The sequence below is a fragment of the Sorangium sp. So ce887 genome (assembly GCF_051521455.1).
In the GTDB taxonomy this organism is placed as follows: domain Bacteria; phylum Myxococcota_A; class Polyangia; order Polyangiales; family Polyangiaceae; genus Sorangium.
Map to the genome: position 1 here is coordinate 3064815 of NZ_CP150354.1, position 14388 is coordinate 3079202.

At 71.5% G+C, this 14388-nt stretch carries 12 protein-coding genes and 1 pseudogene; 3 read left to right on the forward strand and 10 right to left on the reverse strand.

Annotated elements, in window-relative coordinates; translation table 11 throughout:
* Positions 1-36 precede the first annotated feature (36 nt).
* Positions 37-447 (forward strand): GFA family protein, encoded by a 411-nt coding sequence (locus WMF36_RS11695; protein ID WP_437579681.1) that lies wholly within the window; start codon positions 37-39, stop codon positions 445-447.
* On the opposite strand, the gene WMF36_RS11700 is transcribed toward WMF36_RS11695, so the two are convergent.
* On the reverse strand, positions 444-848 hold the full coding sequence (locus WMF36_RS11700) for a DUF4267 domain-containing protein (RefSeq protein ID WP_437579682.1): 405 nt from the start codon (positions 846-848) through the stop codon (positions 444-446). The genes WMF36_RS11695 and WMF36_RS11700 overlap by 4 nt on opposite strands.
* Before the next feature lie 195 nt (positions 849-1043).
* Between WMF36_RS11700 and WMF36_RS11705 the strand changes: the two genes are divergently transcribed.
* Positions 1044-2039 carry a cupin domain-containing protein gene (locus WMF36_RS11705; protein WP_437579683.1) on the forward strand — a complete coding sequence of 332 codons (996 nt, stop codon included), beginning with the start codon at positions 1044-1046 and terminating at the stop codon, positions 2037-2039.
* Positions 2040-2075: 36 nt separating this feature from the next.
* On the opposite strand, the pseudogene WMF36_RS11710 reads toward WMF36_RS11705, so the two are convergent.
* A pseudogene (locus WMF36_RS11710) lies at positions 2076-2285 on the reverse strand (protein kinase domain-containing protein); the annotation flags it as partial.
* 73 nt (positions 2286-2358) lie between these two features.
* Here WMF36_RS11710 and WMF36_RS11715 point away from each other — a divergent pair.
* The gene (locus WMF36_RS11715; RefSeq protein WP_437579684.1) at positions 2359-3477 is read left to right on the forward strand and encodes a DUF3089 domain-containing protein; all 1119 of its coding nucleotides are present in this window, start codon (positions 2359-2361) and stop codon (positions 3475-3477) included.
* 34 nt (positions 3478-3511) lie between these two features.
* On the opposite strand, the gene trxA is transcribed toward WMF36_RS11715, so the two are convergent.
* From trxA to WMF36_RS11755, 8 genes are all read right to left on the reverse strand, one after another.
* Positions 3512-3913, reverse strand: a complete 402-nt coding sequence (gene trxA / locus WMF36_RS11720) for a thioredoxin (RefSeq protein WP_437489889.1) — start codon at positions 3911-3913, stop codon at positions 3512-3514.
* A gap of 152 nt (positions 3914-4065) precedes the next feature.
* On the reverse strand, positions 4066-4512 hold the full coding sequence (locus WMF36_RS11725; RefSeq protein WP_437579685.1) for a hypothetical protein: 447 nt from the start codon (positions 4510-4512) through the stop codon (positions 4066-4068).
* 7 nt (positions 4513-4519) lie between these two features.
* Positions 4520-4909: a DUF4150 domain-containing protein gene (locus WMF36_RS11730; RefSeq protein WP_437489893.1), complete on the reverse strand. Its 390-nt coding sequence runs from the start codon at positions 4907-4909 to the stop codon at positions 4520-4522.
* 12 nt (positions 4910-4921) lie between these two features.
* Positions 4922-5572, reverse strand: coding sequence for a DUF3540 domain-containing protein (locus WMF36_RS11735; RefSeq protein WP_437579686.1), 651 nt, complete (start codon positions 5570-5572; stop codon positions 4922-4924).
* Between the two features lie 35 nt (positions 5573-5607).
* The gene (locus WMF36_RS11740) at positions 5608-6651 is read right to left on the reverse strand and encodes a pentapeptide repeat-containing protein (protein ID WP_437579687.1); all 1044 of its coding nucleotides are present in this window, start codon (positions 6649-6651) and stop codon (positions 5608-5610) included.
* Positions 6648-9323, reverse strand: coding sequence for a DUF2169 domain-containing protein (locus WMF36_RS11745; RefSeq protein ID WP_437579688.1), 2676 nt, complete (start codon positions 9321-9323; stop codon positions 6648-6650). The genes WMF36_RS11740 and WMF36_RS11745 overlap by 4 nt, the downstream gene beginning before the upstream one ends.
* Positions 9324-9432: 109 nt before the next feature.
* Complete coding sequence (locus tag WMF36_RS11750; RefSeq protein ID WP_437579689.1) at positions 9433-11856, reverse strand: type VI secretion system Vgr family protein; 2424 nt, start codon at positions 11854-11856, stop codon at positions 9433-9435.
* Between the two features lie 95 nt (positions 11857-11951).
* Complete coding sequence (locus WMF36_RS11755; protein ID WP_437579690.1) at positions 11952-14294, reverse strand: DUF2169 family type VI secretion system accessory protein; 2343 nt, start codon at positions 14292-14294, stop codon at positions 11952-11954.
* Between the last annotated feature and the right edge of the window lie 94 nt (positions 14295-14388).

Sequence of the window (14388 nt, forward strand, 5' to 3'; positions counted from 1 at the left end):
GCGCTCGCGACATCCAGGGACAAGGAGGCGACGTCCATGACCGAGGCTCACCACACCGGCGGCTGCCTGTGCGGCGCGATCCGCTACCGCGCGCGCGGCGCGCCGGCGAGCGTCAATGTTTGCTACTGCAGCCAGTGCCGGCGCCAGACCGGCTCGCCCATGCCGTCGTTCGCCACCTATGCTGATGAGCAGCTCGATCTGCTCTCCGGCTCACCCGCGACCTATCGGTCGTCCAGCTTCGCCGTCCGCCAGTTCTGCTCGACCTGCGGCTCGTCGCTGTTCTGGCGCCGTGACGGGACGCGGGAGCTCGACATCTTCCTGGGCACGATGGACCGGCCCGGCGACCTGCCGCCCCCCGCCTTCCAGCTCTGGACCGTGCACCGCGTGCCCTGGTTGCCCGCCATCCCGGGGGCCACCGACTACCGCGGCGACAAGACCTCCGGCTAGGGCTCTGGCACGGGGCGCGGCGTCCGCAGCATGACCACGGCGGCGACCACGCAGTAGACGACCGCGGAGCCGTGGACCATCAGCGCGTAGGGGATGCTGCAACGACCGCTCGTGCTCGTCACCAGGCAGTCGACGAGCGGCATCACGCTGGAGGCGAGGGTGACGACGCCGAGCGCCGTGCGCATCCGCAGCGCGAGCAGACCCACGAACATGAGGCCGATCCCGAGATCGCGGCCCGCCTTGATGTGGAGAAAGACGGCGTCTCCGACGTCGAGGAGCGGGAGGCCGAAGCCCTGAGCCGCCGCCACCGGCTGGGCGAAGCCGCGCACCGCGAGGAACAGCATGAACGCGCCGCCCAGCGCGCCGAGGATGAACGACGGCGAGGTGGGCTTCCAGGACAACGATGGCTCCAAAGGTTCACGCTTCACGATCCGCCTCCTCCGATACGGCATCACCACCCTTGCGGTGCGCGAGCCGTTCGATGCGAGAGAAGTTGGGGATTGTCGCCGCCACGAGCCATCGCTCCGGCTCTCGATGTTTTGTCTGAAGCGCTCACGGCGCGATCGATCGGGAGAAGGCTGCTAACGTGGCGTTCGATGAACGAGGGCGCGGCGCACGATGTGCTGGGAAGGGTGCTGGAGCTGACGCACCTGCGCGGCCGGATCTACTGCCACTCGTCGGCGCGGGCGCCGTGGGGGCTCTGCGTCGACGCGTCCGCGGACGCGGTCTTCCACCTGGTCACGGCCGGCACATGCTGGCTCTTCCTCGGCGAGCAGCGGGTCGCGCTCGGGCCGGGCGACGTGGTGCTCCTGCCGCGCGGCAGCGCGCACGCGCTCGCCGATCACGCGCGGAGCCGGCGGATACCGCTCGCGGCGTGGCTCGCGGCGCGCGGGACCGTCGACCACCGCATGCGCCTCGGCGACGGCCAGGGCGCGGAGACGCAGGTGCTCTGCGGGGTGTACGCGTTCGACGTCCCCGGCGCCCGCCACCCGGCGCTGCGCGTGCTGCCCGAGCTGGTCCACATCCCAGCGAAGAAGACGCGCGGAAGGCCCGATCTCGCCGAGACCATCGCCGGCCTGACGCGCGAGCACGATCGCGCGGATCTCGGCCAATCCCTGGTGGTGTCGCGGCTCCTCGACGTGCTCTTCGTGCAGCTCCTCCGCGCCTGGGTCGACGATCAGCCCGCCGGCGGCGCCGGCTGGCTGGGCGCGCTGCGCGATTCGCTCGTCGCCGCGGCGCTCTCGCTCCTCCACGAGGACCTCGCCGCGCCCTGGGACGTCGCGACGCTGGCGGCGAAGCTCGGGACCTCGCGGCCCACGCTGGCGCGCCGCTTCGTGGCCGAGGTGGGTCTCTCCCCGCTCGCGTACCTGACCCAGGCACGCATGCACGAGGCCGCGAGGTGGGTGCGCGAGACCGATCGACCGCTCACCGAGATCGCCGAGGCGGTGGGCTACACCTCGGTGTCCGCCTTCAACCGCGCCTTCCACCGCGAGCACGGGGTGCCGCCCGGCGCGTTCCGCAAGCAGGGCGCCGCGCATGACCGGCGTGAGGCCGGCGACGACGCGCCGGCTGCGCCCTCCCTCATCGAGTGAAGGGCGGGAGCACGCTCGACGCGTGCTCGCGCTCTGCGCCCCGAGGGAGTACAGATCCGTGCGGTGATCGACGGCCCGGTTCATCCGGCCGGTCTGCTCGGGCGACATGTATGCGAGCGACCCCCTCGAGCCGCTTCGGGTGCACGGCACACTGGTGCTCGCGGGGAAGGAGGGAAGCGATCCCGAGGTCGGTGAGCCTGACGTGGAATGTCTCATGTCGACAAGGATATTGTCGGGGCGCATGTCGACTCCGCTCTCTCATGCAGGATCTGGGCGACACGCTGGCGTTCGGCTTCGTTCCTCGATACGGAGTATCCCAATGAAGAGATCGGCGCGGATCGCGCTCGGGGTCGTCCTGGGCATCGCCGCCGTCGCGGCGATCGCGGCCCTGAACCTCGGCGTGCTGGTCCGGCTCGCCATGAGCCCGGGGGCTCCCTTCGACGCGGAGGCGCCGCCGCCCGCGCCGGACTACGCGGATCCGCGGAGCTGGAGCGCGCTCCCGGAGCGCGACGACGCCGGGGACCCGGCGCCGACCGGCGCGCCGGCGGTGGACCAGCGCCACGCCGCCGCCGACGTCTTCTACTTGCACTCGACCTCTTACGTGGGCCGTTCCTGGAACGCCCGCATGGACGACGCCACGGTCAACGACGCCACCGATCGGGGCGCCACGGGGATCCAGGCGACGGCGTTCAACGGCTGCTGCGCGGTGTACGCGCCCCGGTACCGGCAGGCGAATGGGATGGCGTTCACGCGATCGTCCTCCGACGGAGACCGCGCGATCGACGTGGCCTACGGCGATGTCCGCCGGGCGTTCGACGCCTTCAACGCGAGGCGCGGCGCCGGCCGTCCGTTCCTCCTCGCCGCCCACAGCCAGGGGACCGTCATGGCCGAGCGGCTGCTGCGCGAGGCGATCTCCGGCACCGCGCTCCGGGACCAGCTCGTGGCGGCCTACCTCGTCGGCGGTGCGATCACCGTCGATGGGCTGCGCGAGCGCGCGCCCGACATCCCGCCGTGTCGCGCGCCGGACGACCTGCGCTGCGCCGTCGCGTGGAACGCGCGCGGGGCGGTGTATGTGCCGACCGAGTTCGAGATGCACCGGACGGACCCTCGGGAGCGGCTCTGCACCAATCCGCTGTCATGGCGAACGGACGGAGCCCGCGCGCCCGCGGACCTGAACCGCGGCGCGGTGTTCCTGGAGAGCGACGACAGGGCGCCGCGCACGAGGCTCGCGGGCGACGCCCAGTGCGTGGACGGCACGCTCGTCCTTCATGACGTCGGCGCCGCTCCCCGGGACCTGCCGAGCCGGATCCTCGATCGCGTGCTTGGCAAAGAGAACTACCACGCGATCGAGTTCCAGCTCTTCTTCATGAACCTCCGGGAGAACGCCGCTTCGCGGCTGGCCGCGTATCTCTCGGCATCCGAGGACCGACCCCGGTAGGGAGCCTCTTTCGCCCTGCCGGCTCCCGCCGCGCTCAGGGCCCCTCGGCCGCCTGGCCTCCCTCGGCCGCGCTCTTCGCCTCTTCCTCGGCGATCTTCGCGCGCACCTCGTTCATGTCGAGCGAGCGCACCTTCTCGATCACCTGATCGAGCGCCGACGCGGGCAAGGAGCCCGCCTCCGCGAACAGGAGGACCTTCTCGCGGAAGATGAACAGCGTCGGGATCGACCGGATGTTGAAGGCCTGGGCCAGGTCCTTCTGGTCGTCGGTGTTGATCTTCCCGAACACGATGTCTGCGTGCTTCTCGGAGGCCTTCTCGAAGACGGGCCCGAAGACCCGGCAGGGGCCGCACCAGGGCGCCCACCAGTCGACGAGGACGATATCGTTCGACTCGACCGTCTGCTCGAAATTCTCCGCGCTGAGCTCTCGGGTACTCATCCGCGGAGCATAACCCCGAAACCCACCCATGTCGCCGAGCGAGCGGCCGATCGCGCCGCGCCCGCGCCTCCGCCGCCGCGCGCAGGCCGGAGCGCGAGCGCGCCGACTCTGCCTGATGTCGTCTCCCGCTGACTCCGCTGCTCCCGCCGCGCTCAGGGCGCGTTGCAGACCATGATCTGCTCGATCGCCTCGACCAGGAGGTGCTCGACGCGGTCGGGCCCGACGTCCGCGGCGCGGGCGAACCGCTCCAGATCGAACGGCGTGGGGTTGACCTCGAGGTAGGCGAGGATCTGGAGCGGGTAGCCGGTCCAGCGGATGACGCAGAAGCCGACGACGTTGCGGCTCGCCTTGGCGTCGCGCAGGCCGAGGGCGAGCTCGATGCTCGGCGTGTCGTGCCCCTCGTCGATCACGATGCGCGGCGCGTGGCCCGCCCTCCGGAGCTCGGCGGCGAGCTCCTCCATCGGGGGGCGCAGCACGCGCTCGCGTAAATCTTCGAATTCGCTTATGAAATCGACCTCCGCCGGGGCGCGCGCCGCCTCGATGCGCCGCGCGTAGCGGGCCGTGAGGCGCTCGATGCGGAGCCGGTTGTGCTCTTTCATGGGCAGGCTACGGGGCGAGGAGCAGCACCTTGACCTGGCTCGGGACGAGGCTGACGCCGGGCGCGTTGACGGAGTTCTGCATCGTGATGCTCGTCATCCGCGTGGCGGGCGCGCCGCCCACGAGCACCGTGAACGCCGCCGTGACGTGCCGCGAGGGCCCCATCACCGTGTGCGAGACGACGCCCGTCTCCAGGCCGGCGTTGTCGCCGTTCGTCAGCGGCACCTGCGTCATCATGTTGTGCGCCGGCGTGCACATGAAAAGCACGTTGTAGACCGCCGGCACCCCCATCGGCTGCGCCGCCAGGTTGGGGTAGGGCACCGGCAGGTGCGCCGGCGGCGTCAGGCACACGTCCGGCCCGCCCAGGGCCATGCCTCCCATCTGCGTGTTCGCGAACATCGGTGCCTCCTGTCAGCCGAGGTGGATCTGCCCACCGTCGATCTTTGTCAGCTCGCCGCTCGAGATGAGCGTCGCCTGCGCCTTGATGTTGACCGCGGCCTTCGCGGTGACCTCGTAATACTGCGTCCGCACCTGCTCCGACTCGGCGATGAACCGGTAGGCCCGGTCGAGCCGCTGCACCCAGCGGTCCGCGATCGACTCGACCGACCGCGCGACCGTCTTCACGCGGTCCACCTGCGCGACAAGCCGCTCGCCCACGTACGTCATCGCCCCGACGGCGAGCGACGCCTCGCTCGCGGCGACGCGCACCTTGCCCGCGGCCACCGAGGCCTCGGCCGGCGTGACGAGGCGCACGCCCTCGCCCGCGGCGATCGTGACGCGCCCGCCCGGGGCGCTCACCTCCAGGTCCCCCTCGGCCACGAGGCGCGTCGGCGCGTCGCCCTCGCGGTCGAGCACCGCGAGCACGTGGCACCCCGCGTCGTGCAGCGCGACGAGCACCCGGTCGCCGAGCGCCGGCTCGACAAGGCAGCTCACCGCGCGCTTCGCCGCGTAATCGCCCGACCCGACGCGCACCTGGAACGACCGGTCCACCGCCCCGAGGACCGTACCGACCTCCTGGATCGCGAAGGTCTCCACCCGTTGTCTGGCCAGATTGTCTCGCATGGTCTCGTTCTCCTGCTGTCGGGAGGGGGATCCCCTCAGGGCGTCCATCGCTCGGCTTCGAGCAGATCCGGGTCGTCGCCGAGCGCGGCGGACCGGCTCGTGAAGGTCGCGCCCGCGTCGCGCGTCTGGTGGAAGCGGGCGCGGAAGAGCTTCGCATGCGAGAAATCCGCCTTCTCGACGCTCGCGTGCGAGAAGTCGGCGTAGGTCAGGTCCGCGTCGCGGAAGCTCGCCAGCGGGCAGGCCGCCCGCTGGAAGATGGCCTGGTAGAGGTCGGCGCCGGCGAGGTTCGCCGCCTCGAGGTCGGCCTCCGCGAAGATCGCCTGCCGCGCCTTGAGGCCGGCCGCGGAGACGCCCGCGAGCCGCGCGCCGAAGAAGAGGCCGCGCTCGGCGTCCGCGCCGTCGAGCTTCGCCGCGGTGAGGTCGGCGCCCTTGAAGCTCGCCTGGACGAGCCGGGCGCCTCGCAGGTCGCACCCGGCGAGGTCGGCGTCGGTGAGCTGCGCCAGGGTCAGGTCCATGCCCGACAGATCCTGCCCGCGGAGGCGGGCGCCGACCAGCACCGTGAGGTGCATCGTCGCGCCGCGCAGGCTCGCGGTCGACAGGTCCGCCTTGATGAAGCAGGCCTGCTTGAGCTTCGCCCCGTCGAGCGCGAGGCGCGTTGCCTCGGTCTCCACGAGCGAGAACCGGTCCAGGTTGGCCTCGCGGAAGCTCGTCTCGTCGGCGCGCCCCTTGATCATGCTCCCGATCGTGAGGTTCACGCGGTCGAAGCTGGCCCGCGACACGTCGCACTCGGCGAAGCTCGCGGAGACGAGGTCGCTCTCGTCGAGGCGCGCGTGGAGGAGCGCGCACCCGCTCCACACGGCGTGGCGGGCCCGCGCGCCGGACAGGTCGGCGCTCGAGAGGTCGCACCCGTTGAACATCGACTCGCTGACCTTCGCGTCCTTCAGCTTTGCGCCGCGGAACGTCGTCTTCTCGAACACGACGCCCGACAGGTCGAGCCCCGACAGGTCGAGCCCCGACAGGTCCTCCCCGGCGATGACCTCGCCCTCGGCCACCTTCGCGATCAGCTCGTCGCGGGTCACTTGCTCTGCCCCGTGAACACGACGTTCTTGATGTGCGCGTCGGAGAAGGTGGTCCGCGGGTCGCCCTTCGCGTCGAGCAGGTTGGCGCGGAAGAGGTTCGTGTTCTCGAAGCGGGCGCCGGGCACCTTGGCCTTCTGCAGCATGGCGTCCATGAGGTTCGCGCCCGTCAGATCCGCGTCGGTCAGGTCCGACCGCATGAACCGCGCGCCCTTGCCCGAGAGCTGCACGAGGCGCGCCTTCCGGAGGTTCGCCTCGCTGAAATCCGCGTTGTCCGCCGTGGCGCCCTCGAAGATCGCGCCCTCCAGATCGACCCCACGGAGGTTCGCCCGCGCGAGCTCGGCGCCGGTGAAGTCCGCGCCCGGCAGCGCGGAGGCGGAGACCACGCGCAGGGCCGTGGCCTTCGCCTTGCGGAACGAGGCCTTCTCGCCCTTGAACTCGACGAAGGCCGCGTCCTCGAGCTCGGCCTCGCCGAAATCCGCGCCCGCCCCCGTGCACTGGAAGAACGTCGCCTTGCGCAGGCTCGCGCCGGCGAAGCGCGCGCCCGTGAGATCGAGCTGGAAGAAGAGGACGTCGTCGGCCTGCGCGCCGCTGAAGTCCGCGCCTCGCACCCGGGCCTCCAGGAAGTCGGCCTCGGCGAGGTCGGCCCCCGAGAACCGCGCCTCCTCGAGCCACGCCTTGTGGAGGACCGCCTTGCGGAGGTCGGCCCCGTCGAAGCTCGCGCGCGAGGCGCGCGCCTCGCCGAGGTTCGCCCCGCGCAGCGTGGCCTTCCCGAGCCGCGCGCCATCGAGCTTCGCGCGCGTGAGCACCGCGCCCGTCAGATCCGCCCCGCCGAGGTCGCACGCCGACAGATCCGCGCCCTCGAGGAGCGCCTCGCGCAGGTCGGCGCCCGCGAGGCTGAGCTCGTGGAGATCGGCGCCCGTCAGGTCGCGCCGGGCGAGCGACTCGCCGGCGGCGAGCGCCCGCTCCACCTCGGCGCGCAGGTCGGACTTCTTCCCCTCGGGCGCCGGCTCGGCCGGCGGATAGAAGTGAGCGAAGGCGCGGTACGCGAGGAGGACGTTCTCCTCGGCGTTCCGGAGGCTCGCCGCGAACGCCGGGTCCGCGAGCTTCGCCTCGATGTCGTCCATCGGGGAGCCCGCCTTGCGTCCCACCTCCGCGAGCTCGCGCAGGCGGGCCATTTCCTCGTCGGCGCTGAACTTCGGCGGGCCGCCCCCGTCGCTCTTGCTCTTCGCGATCACCGCGTCGAAGTCGAGCCCCTGCTCGGCGCACAGCTTCCGCACCTCCTCCTCGGTGGCCCTGCGCTGCTCCTCGGCGTCCTTCTGGAGCTCCGCGGCTTCCAGGTCCATCCGCTCGGCGTAGTCCGCGAGCTCGTCGGGCTTCGGCTCCTCCGGGCGCTTGATCTCCCGCGGGAGCTTCTCGTCCGGGTTCATCCCGAGCACGAGCAGGGTGAGCCGCGCCTGATCGAGCTCGCGCTGCGCCCGCGAGATCGACCGCTCCTCCATCGCCCCCTCGCGCCGGATGAGCTCGTCCATGTCGCTGATGACCTCGTCCGGGAACGACGGGGCGTCGGGCTCGGGCTCCGGGAGCAGCTCCTTCTCGCGCAGCGCGTGGAGGTGCCCCTTGTCCTTGTCGAGCCGCCTCTCCAGCGCCGCGCGGTAATGCTCGACGGGCCTCGGCGCGTCGGCCCGCTCGAGGCCGGCGATCAGCACGCGCACGTCCTCGGCGTCGTCCTCGGCCACCGGCACGACGCCGCGGAAGATCGCGACGCCGCGCTCGAGGTTGGGGAAGAGGAGCACCGTCTCCAGGCGCGTCGCGATCTCCCGGAGGGGCTCCTCGCCGTCGGCCACCGTCTCGCCCGTCTCGTCCCGCTGCCGCACGAAGCACCGGGCGCGGAGCTTCGGAGCGTGGGTCTCGAGCAGCGGCCGCGCCGGGTGCAGGTTCTTCAGGCGGATGGCCTCCCCGCCCTCGAAGTAGTCGGGCAGCCGCTGGTCCTCCGGGGCCACCTGGAAGTACTCGGGGTCGAGATCCCGGGCGAAGCCGGGAAAATCGTGCTGGAGCCACTCGCCGCCGTAGGTGCCGAGCTTGGCTGTCCGCGAGGCGAGCGTGGGATCGAGCGCCCCGAAGCCCGCGGGGGGCGGCCTGTCGCCCGGCGACATGAGGAGGCGTCGCGGGTCCTCGAGGTGCGGCAGGGGATGCACCTGGGTTCCCTCCTCGTCGACCGGGGCGAGCCCCATCCCCTTCGGGTTCAGCGGGTAATCCGCGCCGCCGAAGGCGTGTTCCCAGGCGAGCAGCATCTCGGTGATCGGCTCGGGCTCGGTCGGCGCGCCGAGGTGCCACCGCCGCTTGCCGACGACCGCGATGGACTTGTCGACGAGGGGCCTGTCGACCGGGCCGACCTCCAGGCCCGCGGCGAACGCCGGCCGAGGCTCCCCGCCGGGCGAGAACGCCTTGCCGAAGACGAGGACCTCGCCCCGCGGCTTGGGCATCCCCTCGTCGAGGAGCCCGTCCTTGCCGAGCGCGGGCATCACCCGCTGCCACATCGACACCTCGGGCAGCGGGACCTCCGGCGCGTCGAGCGGGAAGAACACGAGGAGCCCGATGCTCAGGTGATGGTTGCGCCGGACCGTGAGCACGCGCTGAAGGACGGAGAGGCGGAGGGGCTTGATGACACGCATGGGGCTCGGAGGATCGGTGTTCGCGGGTGGGGCCTCGCTTCCGCCCTTTCGCGGTCGAGGTCGATGTCTCGCTGGCGTGGCGACGGCGAGCGCGCGGCGCGCCTCGTCGCTAGCTGACCACGAAGATGCCGTGCTTCCTGATCTCGGCCGCGACGCTCTGCAGGGTGAAGCTCCCGTTCTTGAGCTCGACGGTCTTCGTCGTGAACTTCGGGCCCTGGATGGTCAGCTCCGGACCGTTCTTCACGGAGACCGACGCGCCGAGCTTGAACTCCACGGAGTTGGTGAGGTTGAACGACACCTTCTGGCCAGCGGTGACTTCCATGTTCCTGCTCAGCGAGAACGACTGCTTGCTCCCCACCGTGAACTCCTGTGCGCTCGTCGCCTTGAGCTCCGTCGTGCTCGCCAGCTTGATGTCGAGCGACTTGGAGACGTTGACCGACGTGAAGCTACCGGCCTTCAGGTCGAAGGATTTGCCGAGGGTCAACGACGTGGCGTTCGTGAGCTTGAAATCGCTCGTGGCGCCGACCACGATTGAGCGGAAGGCGCCCAGCTTGGCGTCGAGCGAAGCGCCCACCATGGTCGACGAGCTGACGCCGAACACGTGGGCTCGCGAGCTTCCCAGCGTGGTGACGCTGTAGTCGCCGGTCCTCTCGATGTGGTGATTGGCCTTGAGGATCTCCTTCTTGTCCCCCTCGGCCTCGAGGTACAGCTTGCCCTTCGCCGAGATCTCGACGTCGTTTCCGAGGGCCTTGACGATGACCTTGCCTGTGTTGGAGGTGATCGTCACGTTCCCCTTGGCCGTCTCGGTGAGGGTGCCTGCGGTGGCGGTGGTCGTGATGTTGCCAGCGCTCGCGGTGGTCGTGATGTTGCCTGAGGTGGCGGTCGTCGTGATGTCGTCCTCCACGGTGCTCGTCCAGCTGGCGCCGACCTGGAAATCCATCTTCTGCCCCGCGTCGAGCAGGATGTTGCCGTCGGTCTTGCCGATGAGCTCGTGTCCCTTGTTGGGCGACCCCATGCGCATGTACGTGTTCGAGTACGGCGTCGAGAGCGTGATGCGCTGCGCCCCGGCCTGGTCCTCCAGCTCCAGGCGGTTCCTGCCGCCGGTCTGGATGACGTTCTTCGTGTGGTTGCCGCTCGTCACCGGGCTCGGCGTGAGCACGTTGGGCACCACGCCGGCGATCACGGGCCGGTCCGGGTCGCCGCCGAGGAAGCTCAGCACGACCTCGGTCCCCCGGCGCAGCGGGAAGTGGAACCCTTCGACGCCGCCGCCGTGAGGCTGCATCATGCGCACGAACGTGGAGCCGCTGCCGTCGCGCGGGCTCGCCTCGTCGAACTTGAGCTTGACCAGGTAGCGCCCGTGCTCGTCGATCTGCGCGTACTCGCTCGACGCGGAGCCGTCGACCGAGCCGTTCTCGTAACCGTAGATGCGCGGCCACGCCGTCCGCGACTCCGCCCGGAACTGCGTCGCCGCCGGGATGGCCGAGACCTCGACGAAATAGACCTCCTCGTGCATGAGCCCGGCGAGCTCCGCGAAGTCGCCGTGCCCGGCGGACTGGTTGCCGTGGTGGCGCAGCTCGACCGCGAGGTACTTCGCGTTGAACCGCGCGCGCGGGTGGTCCTCGAGCTCGAACGTGGTCCCCGAGCGCAGGTGGAGCCGCGCGCCGGTGGCCTGATAGACCGCCTCCCGGGCGAGGTATTCCTCCGCGCGCAGCTGGGCCAGCCGCTTGCCGGCGTCGGCGCTGAAGAAGCGCTCGCCATGGAGGCTGATCTCCCCGGTGCCGTACGGCGACACCGGCGCCGCGCCCGCGAGGGGGAACTGCGGCCGGACATAGTCGTAATCCTTGAGCTTCACCCGCGACGGCAGCGCCCCGTGCTGGCAGGAGAAGGTGCGGAACGAGGCCGAGGCGCTCCGGTCCTCGCCGGTCTGCGGGTGGTAGCGGACCGGCGCGCCGAGCGGCTCGGCCGGGTAGCTCCTGTCGTCGCAGAGGATGAGCTTCTCACCGTCCTCGGTGTGCTCGAAATAGTAATAGATCCCTTCCCGTTCCATCCAGCGCGAGATGAAGTCGAAGTCGCTCTCGCGGTACTGGCAGATGTGCTCCTCGGTCTCGTAGCTGCCGAGGTTGAGCTCGACATCGCCGCCCGTGATGCCGTTCTCCTCGAGCACGAGCTTGATCACGTCGGGCACGCTCTTCTTCGTGAAGATGCGGCTGTGCTTCGACAGGGTGAGCCCCCAGAGCCGCGGCACGAGGACCGCCCGCAACAGGGCGCGTCCGCCGAACTCGTGCAGGAGGTCGACGCCGGCGAGCACGCCGGTGAACACATAGGGCGGATTGAACTCCTCCTGGCGGTCGATCGAGAGCCGCGCCTTGGCCCCGACCATCTCGGCGAAATCCGTGTCGTCCTCGCCCTCGCTCGGGATGGAGAGGAAGATCTCGACCCTGTACGGGCGCGAGATCGCCTCCACGCCGCGGAAGCCGACGACGCGCGCCGGGCCCTGCAGGATGCTCGAGGAGAACGTGATGAAGTCGCTCATGGTCGTGTCTCTTCCAGGGTGCGAGGAGGTGAATGCTCCGCCTTCGTTCCCGAGGGAGCTCGTTCTATGGAGCTAGACGTAGATGAGTCAGCGCGTCAACCTTGTGAAGAAACGTTAATGTCCTCTGCCACCGGTGGTATCTCGACGATGGCGCTCAGGATCGCGCCGCTCGACTTCGCGTTTGCGAGCTTGACTCCATAGACGTTGGCGCCCGCGAGGTCCGCTTCGCGCAGATCGGCGCCATCGATGTTGGCGCACGCGAGGCTCGCTTCCTTGAGCTTCGCCGCGCGCAGGAGGGCGCCAGCGAGGTTGGCGTTCGCGAAGCTCGATCGCGAGAGGTCGGCCTTGCTTCCGTTGACGTCGGCGAGGCTCGCCCGGTTGAAGACGGCGTTGGTGAGGCGGGCCTGCCGCAGGTCGGCGCCGTCCAGCGACGCGCCCTCGAAGCGCGTGTGCGCGCCTCTGGCCGAGGTGAGGTCGGCGCTCGTGAGGATCGCCGAGGAGAGCTGCGTGCGGTCGAGCGTGGCGCGGGAGAGGTCGGCGCGCGTCAGGTCGGCCGCCGTGAGGCGCGCGTCGGTCAGGTCGGCGCCGCTCAGGTTGGCCCTGGCGAGGCGCGCGGAGGTGAAGTTGCACCGGGCGAGCGTCGCGCCGGCGAGGTTGAGGCGCTCGAGGGAGGCGCCGCTCCAGTCGATGCCGTCGAGCTCGGCGCCGGCGAGCTCGAGGTCGTCGAGCGGCTGGCCGCTCTTCAGGCGGGCGAGCACCGCCGCGCGCATGCCGCGCGCTTCCGGCTCGGGCGGCGGCGGCTCGGGCGGCGGCGGCTCGGGCGGCGGCGGCTCGGGCGGCGGCGGCTCGGGCGGGGGCGGCTCGGGCGGCGGCGGCTCGGGCGGCGGCGGCTCGGGCGGGGGCGGCTCGGGCGGGGGCGGCTCGGCGGGCGAGGCGTCGGCGGGGGCGGCGTCGGGGGGAGCAGCTTCGACGGGCGGGGCGGCGCTCGCGGGCGCGGGCTGGTCGATGACGGGGTGCGTCTGGTCGAGCCCGGCGAGCGGCGGCTGCACCCGGGGCGGCGGCTCGGGCGACGCGGCGTCGGGGCCGGGATGGGCGAAGGGCATCGCGAACGGCACGGAGCCGGGGGCAGGCTCTGGGCGCGGCGGCGGCTCGGGCGCGGGCACGAAGGGCAGGGGAGGCGGCGATTGCAGCGGCGTCACCTGCTGCGTGACGGCGCTCCAGTGCGGCTCCTGGCGCTGCACGAAGGGCAGGGGAGGCGGCGATTGCAGCGGCGTCACCTGCTGCGTGACGGCGCTCCAGTGCGGCTCCTGGCGCTGCGAGAAGGGCAACGGGGGCAGCGAATGCAGCTTCGTCACCTGCTGCGTGACGGCGCTCCAGTGCCCCGCCGGGAGCTCCGCCCCCCGGGGGGCAAGCGCGCTCCCCAGCTCCGTGATCGAGACGGGCGCGAGCGGCGGGGCGATGCCCGCCGCCGTCGAGGACCACGGCAGGGGCCGCCCGGGCATCTCGACGCCCGCGACCACCCGCATCCGGGCCGGCAGGTCGCCCGGCAGGAGCGCGACGTTCCCCCGCCAGACGAGCGAGCAGAGCAGACGATCCGCATCGATGGTCAGCGTGTCGGCGACGAGATCGAGCGGCTGCCCCGGGTCGTCGCCTCCCGGCCCGGTCCGATGGAGCCGCGCGAGCCCGTGCGCCGAGGGCAGCCTGGACCGGATCCACGGCATGTGCGGGTGCAGCCCCTGAAGAAAGATCCACTCGTCGCCGCGGAGGAGCTCGATCCGCTGGTCGGCGGGGGCGGCGTGGAAATAGCGAAAATCGAAGCTGGCATCGAGATCCGGCGCCAGGAGGTCGGGCGCCTGATCCCGCGCGAGGAGGCCTCTCCTCGGAGCCCAGTGCCTCGCGATGGGCCCGACGCCCGCGGGCCTCACCGGATGGGCCGGATCCACGATGCTCGGCAGCGCCGTCCCGGAGCCCACGCCGACCGGGTTCGCGTCGATGCGCGGGCCGCCGAACGCGCGCTCGTACTCGAGCGGCATGAGGCTGAAGGGACGCGGGCTCGGCGCCTCTCGCGTCGATTCGCCGTAGACGTGGAGCACCTTGTTGAAGACCCAGCGATCCTCGCGGAAGAGCGCGACCCGCACCGAGAGCGCCGTCGCGGTCGTCCCCGCGGGGGCGGCCGCGTGTCCACGCACGAGGACCTCTGCGCCCGGCAGGTAGGGCGCTGTCTCACACGCCTCCTCCAGGCTGCCGCGCCCCTCGCGGAGCTTGTCGGAGCGGACCAGCGGCGCCGGGGCGGCGAGCTCGGCGTTCCGGTCGTGGACGAGGGCAAACGTGGCCTTGACGATGACCGTGAGCCGCTCTGCGCCCTGCATGCGCCACAGCACGGCCCCGCAGGAGGCCGGCGTCAGGGCGACGATCGGGAGAGGCCAGGGCGATTGCACAGCGTGATCTCGGCTGGTCCGCGCGCCTTCACCGCCGCGGAGGGCTCTCAGACAGCCGACGATACGCGGCGCGTCTCTCGGAAGCAAGCGCGGG

Coding starts and splice junctions, on each gene's coding strand:
- WMF36_RS11695 (WP_437579681.1), top strand. CDS start 37: ATGACCGAGGCTCACCACACCGGCGGCTGCCTGTGCGGCGCGATCCGC.
- WMF36_RS11705 (WP_437579683.1), top strand. CDS start 1,044: ATGAACGAGGGCGCGGCGCACGATGTGCTGGGAAGGGTGCTGGAGCTG.
- WMF36_RS11715 (WP_437579684.1), top strand. CDS start 2,359: ATGAAGAGATCGGCGCGGATCGCGCTCGGGGTCGTCCTGGGCATCGCC.
- trxA (WP_437489889.1), bottom strand. CDS start 3,913: ATGAGTACCCGAGAGCTCAGCGCGGAGAATTTCGAGCAGACGGTCGAG.
- WMF36_RS11725 (WP_437579685.1), bottom strand. CDS start 4,512: ATGAAAGAGCACAACCGGCTCCGCATCGAGCGCCTCACGGCCCGCTAC.
- WMF36_RS11730 (WP_437489893.1), bottom strand. CDS start 4,909: ATGTTCGCGAACACGCAGATGGGAGGCATGGCCCTGGGCGGGCCGGAC.
- WMF36_RS11735 (WP_437579686.1), bottom strand. CDS start 5,572: ATGCGAGACAATCTGGCCAGACAACGGGTGGAGACCTTCGCGATCCAG.
- WMF36_RS11745 (WP_437579688.1), bottom strand. CDS start 9,323: ATGCGTGTCATCAAGCCCCTCCGCCTCTCCGTCCTTCAGCGCGTGCTC.
- WMF36_RS11750 (WP_437579689.1), bottom strand. CDS start 11,856: ATGAGCGACTTCATCACGTTCTCCTCGAGCATCCTGCAGGGCCCGGCG.